Source organism: Candidatus Thermoplasmatota archaeon (assembly GCA_035541015.1).
Classification (GTDB): Archaea; Thermoplasmatota; SW-10-69-26; order JACQPN01; family JAIVGT01; genus DATLFM01.
In genome coordinates, this window is record DATLFM010000091.1 from 1 (window position 1) to 6,282 (window position 6,282).

Sequence of the window (6,282 nt, forward strand, 5' to 3'; positions counted from 1 at the left end):
GTGCTGGCGGGCCCCGACTCCGACTGGGATTGGGTCCGGTCGTTTGAGCCGCACGCCGACGGTTTCGACGCGGAGGTGCACCTGCTTGCGCGCGGAACGGTCCGGTTCGGCGACCTGTTTCTCCTTCGAAGCGCCGACGGGCAGCCGCACGTCGCCCGCTTCGCCGGCTCCGCGCCGCCTCCGGGCGTCACGGAGTTCAGATTCCTCGTGGCCGAGGCGGCCACGGGCGTCGTCGTCGCGGAGGTCGACCTCGCCGCAGGCGCCGTTGAGAGCGCGCCCTTTGCCGTTCTGCCGGACTTCCCCGGCCAGGGTCCCCGGTACGTGGGCACGCTTGTCGTCACCGTGGGACCCGGGGCGCCAGAATCGTTCCACGTTCGCTGGGGCCTGGAGGAAATCGCAGGCCCGTAGGCTCAAACGATCCATCCAAAGCCGTCTTGATCCCGCGCCGACGATGCAAGATCGGCGATCGTGATGAGCGGCGGAATCGTGCAGGACCTGTTTGCAAGCGAGCGCGCGCGGATGCTCTGGGGCGTCTTCTTCATGATCATGGGCACCGGGTGGATCGTCGAGAACTACACCGGGTATCGCCTGAGCATCGGAAGCCTCTGGCCGCTTGCGCTTGTCATCTTCGGCGCGCTCGTGTTCCTCTCGCGCGACCGCATGCGGGCGCTTTCCCGCGAGGCCGACGCGACGCCCGCCACGAACGAGGCTCCGCGGTAGGGCATAGATCGGCCGTCACTTTCCGTGGGTCCCGAGCAGGAACTCCGCCAGATCGAACTTCGTGAGGATTCCCGCGAGCTTGCCCCCGCGCCGCACGAGCACGGCCGCGTGCGTCTTCAGAAGCTCGGTCGCCGCGGGCAAGCCCGCGTCGGCGTCGATCTCCGGGAACGGCGGGTCCATGTGCTTTGCGACCGGGTAGTCGAGCACCATGCGGTTCTCGAGGATCTTGTTCAGCAGGCGGTGATCGACGAGGCTTCCGACGTTGCGGCCGCGGTCGTCGAGAACCGGGATCTGCGAGACCCCCTTGTGGTTCATCGTCTCGATGGCCGAGGCGACCGTGTCCTCGGGTCGAATGGACAAAAGCTCGCGCGGCGCGTCGCCGGCCTTGGCCCGAAGGAGCGCCTCGAGCGAGACGTCGTCCTCGAGCAGCCGGTTCTCGCGCATCCAGTTGTCGTCGTAGATCTTCGAGAGGTAGCGCTCGCCCGTGTCCGGGAACAGGACGACGATCGTCGTCTCCGGCCCCTTCGGATTCGCGCGCAGCCACTTCAGCAGGCCCGCGACGGCCGAGCCCGTGCTTCCGCCGGCGAGGATGCCCTCCTCGCGGGCGATGCGGCGCGCCATCTGGAGGCTCTCGCGGTCGTTCACCGTGACGATCTCGTCGATGTGCTCGGGCCACAGCGACTTCGGAACGATGTCCTCGCCGATGCCCTCGACCTTGTACGTCTTGAGCGTGGTGCCGACCTTGCCCGTGCGCTTGTACTCGGCGAGGATCGAGCCCTCCGGGTCGACGCCGACGACCCTGACGCGCGGGTTCTTCTCCTTGAGGAACTTCGCGGCGCCGGAGATGGTGCCGCCGGTGCCCACGCCGGCCACGAGAACGTCGATCCTCCCCTCGGTCTGCTGCCAGATCTCGGGGCCGGTGGTCCGGTAGTGGGCAAGCGGGTTGGCCTGGTTCTCGTACTGATTGGGATAGAAGCAGTTGGGCGTCTCGCGCTGGATGCGCCGGGCGACGCTGTAGTAGCTCATGGGGTGCTCGGGCGGGACGGCCGTCGGCGTCACGACGACTTCGGCGCCGTAGGCCCGAAGCAGGCGGATCTTCTCCGCGCTCATCTTGTCGGGCATCGTGAAGATGGCCTTGTAGCCCCGGATCGCGGCGGCGATGGCAAGTCCCACGCCGGTGTTGCCGCTTGTGCCCTCCACGATCGTGCCGCCCGGCCGCAGCGTGCCCTCCTTTTCGGCGGCCTCGAGCATGGCGATGCCGATCCGGTCCTTCACGGAGCCCCCCGGATTGCGCATCTCGAGCTTCGCGAGGACGAGGGGCCCGTCCTGCGGGACGACCCGGTTGAGCTTGACAAGGGGCGTGTCGCCGATGAGGTCGAGCACGCTTTGCGCGTATCGCATCGTCGGCGGAAAGGACGGACCGAGGCTTAAAGCCCCTCGCGGGCGATTCCGGCGCGATCCCCATGGCCGCTCCCGCGCGATCCGCTCCCCGATCCGTCGCCCGCCTGTTCCACCTCGGACCGTCCCACTACTGCGAGAAGGCGCGCAAGATCCTGCAGTTCAAGCGCATCCCCTTCGAACTCGTGGACGTCCCCTACGGGAACCACCAGCAGGTCATCCGCGAGACGGGGCAGGACTACGTCCCGGCCGTCGTGACCACCGAGGGCAAACCGGTCCTCTGGCCGGAGATCGCCGACTGGGCGCAGCGCGAGAGGCCCGAGCCGACGCTGTATCCGGGCGCGGGTCCGGCGCACGTTCGCGCGCGCTGCCGCGTGATCGAGCACTGGGCCCACAACGTGGTGGAGGAGCTCGTGTGGCGCTACGTCGTGGCCGACGTTCCCGAACGCATCGCGGACCCGCAGGCGCGGTGGGTGTTCGTCGAGCTCCAGGAGCGCAAGCGCGGGCCGCTCGAGGCGATGGCCGCACGCAAGGGCGAGTTCTTGGCGGGCGTGAAGGAGGTCTGCGGCCTCATGCAGGGCGTGCTTGCCGACAACGCCTATTTCCTGGGCGACAAGCCGAGCCTCGCGGACTTTGCGCTCTACGGGGCGCTGCATCCCCTGGGCTTCAGCGGGAACGAGATTCCGCGCGAGTTCGCGCCGCTGCGCACCTGGCACGAGCGCGTCGACCGGCTCTAGCGGGGCATCGAGAAGCCCGTGCCGGTGAAGAAGGCGAGGATGCCGCCGACCAGGACGATCACGACGAGGTAGTGCGCGCCGTTGATGATCGCAAGCTCGTTCGAGCGCCCCTCGAAGACCGCGTTTGTCACAAGCGTCGTCGCGACGAAGCCGACCCACACGAGGACGCCCACGAGCGCGCCCTCGGAGAACTTGGTCGCCTCGGCGTAGTCCACGATGAACGACATGACGACGGCCATGACAAGCGACGAGAAGATCGCCACGGCCATCGGCTTGGCCATGCCGGCCGCGCGCGCCTCCTCCTCGGTCTTGCCGACAAGCTGCATCCACTTGCGGCCGAGCACCGGCGGCGCGTACCAGATCGCTCCCACGATCATGGCTGCCACGGTGGCAACGACAACACCCAAGTAATTGATCTCTACCGGCGGCGCCATGGTCCCTATCCTTCCCGAGGCCGCAAACCGCGGGGCGGAAGCTTCAACCTTGCGAAATCGTCTGATGCACGGAATTCCGGACTTTTTGGGCCCCCTCCGGTGCCGGAGGCTCCGGGCGAGGCTGCTATAACGGGAACCGCCGTTTGGGGGGCGATGCCCGAGCCGCCGCCTGCCCCCGGCTTCCGCACGCGAGCCATCCATGCCGGCCAGGAGCCCGACCCCCGCACCGGCGAGGTCGTTCCCGCCATCTCACCCTCCACGACCTTCGCGCAAGACGGCATCGGCCGGCCGCGCGGCTTCGAATACGCGCGCACGGGCAACCCCACGCGCGCCGCGCTCGAAGCGAACCTCGCCTCGCTCGAAGGCGGCGCGCGCGCGTTCGCGTTTGCAAGCGGCATGTCCGCCACGGACGCCGCCCTGCGCCTGCTGCTCAAGTCGGGCGACCACGTCGTGTGCGAGGAGAACGTCTACGGAGGAACCTACCGCCTCCTCACCCGCGTGCTGTCCGACGCCGGCATCCGCGCGACGTTCGTCGACACGTCGAACGCAAAGAACGTGGAGGCGGCCGTCGAAGCCTCCACGAAGCTCGTGTGGCTCGAGACGCCCACGAACCCCAACCTGAAGATCGTGGACGTCACCGCGGTCGTGCGCCTGGCGCGCGAGCGCGGACTTTCCGTGGCCGTCGACAACACGTTTGCCACGCCCTACCTCCAGCAGCCGCTTGCGCTGGGCGTCGACCTTGTCGTCCACAGCGCGACAAAATACCTCGGGGGCCACAGCGACGTCGTCGGCGGCTGCGTCGTCCTGCGCGAGGCCCGCCACGCCGAGCGCCTGCAGTTCCTGCAGAACGCCGTCGGCGCGGTGCCCTCTCCCTTCGACTGCTTCCTCCTGCTGCGTGGCCTGAAGACGCTGGCGCTGCGCATGGACGCCCACAATCGAAACGCGCAGCGCGTGGCCGAGTTCCTTCTCTCCGCGCCCGGCGTCCGCCGCGTGCACTACCCCGGCCTTCCCTCGCATCCGGGCCACGCCGTCGCCAAGTCGCAGATGCGCGGCTTTGGCGGCATGGTGAGCTTCGAGCTTGCCGACCGCGCGGCGGCCGAGCGCTTCGTGGCGAAGCTGCGGCTGTGCACGTTTGCCGAGAGCCTGGGCGCCGTCGAGACGCTCGTTTGCCACCCCGCGTCCATGACGCACGCGTCGATGCCGCGGGAGCTTCGCGAGCGCGCGGGCGTCACGGAAGGGTTGCTGCGGGTTTCGGTGGGCGTGGAGGACGTCGAGGACATCCTCGCGGACCTGCGGCAGGCGCTTGGGTAGGCGCTGCCGCGCGTTACTGCGCAATTGCGCAGGAAATCAGCGGCGCCGCGTCCACACGACGGCTCCGGCAAGTCCGAGCACGAGCAGGACCTCGAAGCCCGTCGCGGGAGCGGCCGATTCCACCCCGGCGGTGCTCGCGCGGGCGGCGGCGTCCGACCCCGGAGCCGCCGAGCGCTGGAACTCGTCGACGGCGATCGCCGGCGCTCGCAGGTCCCGTCGCTGCGCGAAGCCGAGCATCGCAGACGAACGCGCCTTGCCGCTCTCGAGGACCGCAAGATCCTCCGCGACGACGAGGCCGAAATCCACGTCCGCCGCGGCAATGCCCCGCACCGGCACCGGGTCGGAGCGCCACATCGAGTTGCGGTTGGGCAGGATGACGACGAAGCTCGTGTAGTCCGTGACCACGCCGTGCGCAAGCGCAAGCGCGCGGATCTCCTCGACGAGGTGGGCAAGCTCGCCCTCCTGCGCGACGCGCGCCTCCAGGGCCTGGATGCGGTCGAGCGCAACCGCGCGGGCCAGGCGCGCGTCGCAGGGCTCGTCCGAGAGGCGGAAGGCGAAGGCCACGGACCCGCCGCCGATCGTGGCGACGCCGCGAAGCTCGGCCTTGTGCGCGGGCACGGTTCCGCTCGCCGACGCCTCGCTCCGTGAGCCCGCGAGGCCCACGGGCGAGACGGGGCTCAGGTACGCCAGGCGCGGCGCGTCGTGCCCGACGACGCGGTGGACAAAGACGCGCTCGCTTCCGGAGACGCAGGAGAGAAGATGCCCTTCGGGCGGTGTGGAGGGCGCCTGCCATCCGACGGAAAGACGCGTGCTCTCCTGGTTCGGACGCGGCCCGACGGCATAGTCGACGCGAACGCCCTTGCCGTTCCCGCGCACGAGCGCGTCGGCGGGCGAGGCGACGGCGGCGAGGTTGCCGGCGCCGTCCTCGACGTGGACCTCGATGCGCGCGCCAAGGTCCATGCCAAAGCCCGAGACGGGCGCGGCAAGGTCGAGCCTGCGCGCTCCGCTCGCGTCGGAAAGCCGCATCTCGTAGGTGAGGACGGCATCCACGTCGGTGAACTCGGCGACGTTCACGAGGTAGGAGAACCGGCGTCCGCCGGGCGTCTTCTCCACGAGCCCGCCGGTCTCCTCGATGGCCTTCCACGCGTCGTACTCCGAGCGCGCGGCGGCGCGGTCGGCGATGCGCGCGACGTGCAGCATCCCGTCGCGCAAGAGCGTGAGGCCCGTGACGTGGGCGCCCTCGGGAAGGTCGACGACGAAGGGGAACTCGGGATCGGGGCCGCGGTTGCGGATCTGGGCGAGCACCTGGACGACGGCCACGTCGTCGCGGACGTGCGCGCGCACGATCACGTACACGAACCAGGTCTCGGTGCGCCAATCGCCGCGGGCGGGGTCCCACACCTGCTCGGCGCGAAGCCAGCAGAAGTCGAGCGTGACGATGGGCCTGCCGTGCGCGGCCTCGCAGGGCTCCCCAAAGCCGTGGCAATGGCTCGTTTCGACGGCGCACTCGGAGAGGTCCGCGCTTTCGCGGCACACGTTGTACGTGAAGCGTCCGCGGCCCCCGCTCGTGCAGATCGAGAACGGGGAGCATTCGAGGGCGTGGGGCACGCAGGGCGCAAGGGGCTCGGGAAGGCACGCGAGCACGCGCTCGCCCAGGCACGTCGCGGGCGGGCCCACGGGGG

At 69.7% G+C, this 6,282-nt stretch carries 7 protein-coding genes; 4 read left to right on the top strand and 3 right to left on the bottom strand.

Annotated elements, in window-relative coordinates; all coding sequences use genetic code 11:
• Together VM681_08165 and VM681_08170 are read left to right on the top strand one after the other, a co-directional pair.
• Window positions 1–408, top strand: a 408-nt coding sequence (locus VM681_08165; protein HVL87959.1) for a hypothetical protein, incomplete at its 5' end; no start/stop codon positions are given.
• Between the two features lie 63 nt (window positions 409–471).
• On the top strand, window positions 472–720 hold the full coding sequence (locus tag VM681_08170; protein HVL87960.1) for a hypothetical protein: 249 nt from the start codon (window positions 472–474) through the stop codon (window positions 718–720).
• A gap of 15 nt (window positions 721–735) precedes the next feature.
• Here the strand turns inward: VM681_08170 and VM681_08175 are convergent, their stop codons facing one another.
• On the bottom strand, window positions 736–2,121 hold the full coding sequence (locus VM681_08175; protein HVL87961.1) for a cystathionine beta-synthase: 1,386 nt from the start codon (window positions 2,119–2,121) through the stop codon (window positions 736–738).
• A gap of 62 nt (window positions 2,122–2,183) precedes the next feature.
• On the opposite strand from VM681_08175, the gene VM681_08180 reads away from it, so the two are divergent.
• The gene (locus VM681_08180) at window positions 2,184–2,855 is read left to right on the top strand and encodes a glutathione S-transferase family protein (protein HVL87962.1); all 672 of its coding nucleotides are present in this window, start codon (window positions 2,184–2,186) and stop codon (window positions 2,853–2,855) included.
• Here the strand turns inward: VM681_08180 and VM681_08185 are convergent.
• Window positions 2,852–3,490, bottom strand: coding sequence for a DUF1761 domain-containing protein (locus tag VM681_08185; GenBank protein ID HVL87963.1), 639 nt, complete (start codon window positions 3,488–3,490; stop codon window positions 2,852–2,854). The genes VM681_08180 and VM681_08185 overlap by 4 nt on opposite strands.
• Here VM681_08185 and VM681_08190 point away from each other — a divergent pair.
• Window positions 3,443–4,600 carry a cystathionine gamma-synthase gene (locus tag VM681_08190; protein HVL87964.1) on the top strand — a complete coding sequence of 386 codons (1,158 nt, stop codon included), beginning with the start codon at window positions 3,443–3,445 and terminating at the stop codon, window positions 4,598–4,600. The genes VM681_08185 and VM681_08190 overlap by 48 nt on opposite strands.
• A 36-nt stretch (window positions 4,601–4,636) precedes the next feature.
• Here the strand turns inward: VM681_08190 and VM681_08195 are convergent.
• Window positions 4,637–6,282: VIT domain-containing protein (locus VM681_08195; protein HVL87965.1), on the bottom strand; the 1,646-nt coding region annotated here is incomplete at its 5' end.

What these genes read in the sequence shown, in the direction of transcription:
- VM681_08170 (HVL87960.1), top strand. Translation starts at nt 472, where the DNA reads ATGAGCGGCGGAATCGTGCAGGACCTGTTTGCAAGCGAGCGCGCGCGG.
- VM681_08175 (HVL87961.1), bottom strand. Translation starts at nt 2,121, where the DNA reads ATGCGATACGCGCAAAGCGTGCTCGACCTCATCGGCGACACGCCCCTT.
- VM681_08180 (HVL87962.1), top strand. Translation starts at nt 2,184, where the DNA reads ATGGCCGCTCCCGCGCGATCCGCTCCCCGATCCGTCGCCCGCCTGTTC.
- VM681_08190 (HVL87964.1), top strand. Translation starts at nt 3,443, where the DNA reads ATGCCCGAGCCGCCGCCTGCCCCCGGCTTCCGCACGCGAGCCATCCAT.
- VM681_08185 (HVL87963.1), bottom strand. Translation starts at nt 3,490, where the DNA reads ATGGATGGCTCGCGTGCGGAAGCCGGGGGCAGGCGGCGGCTCGGGCAT.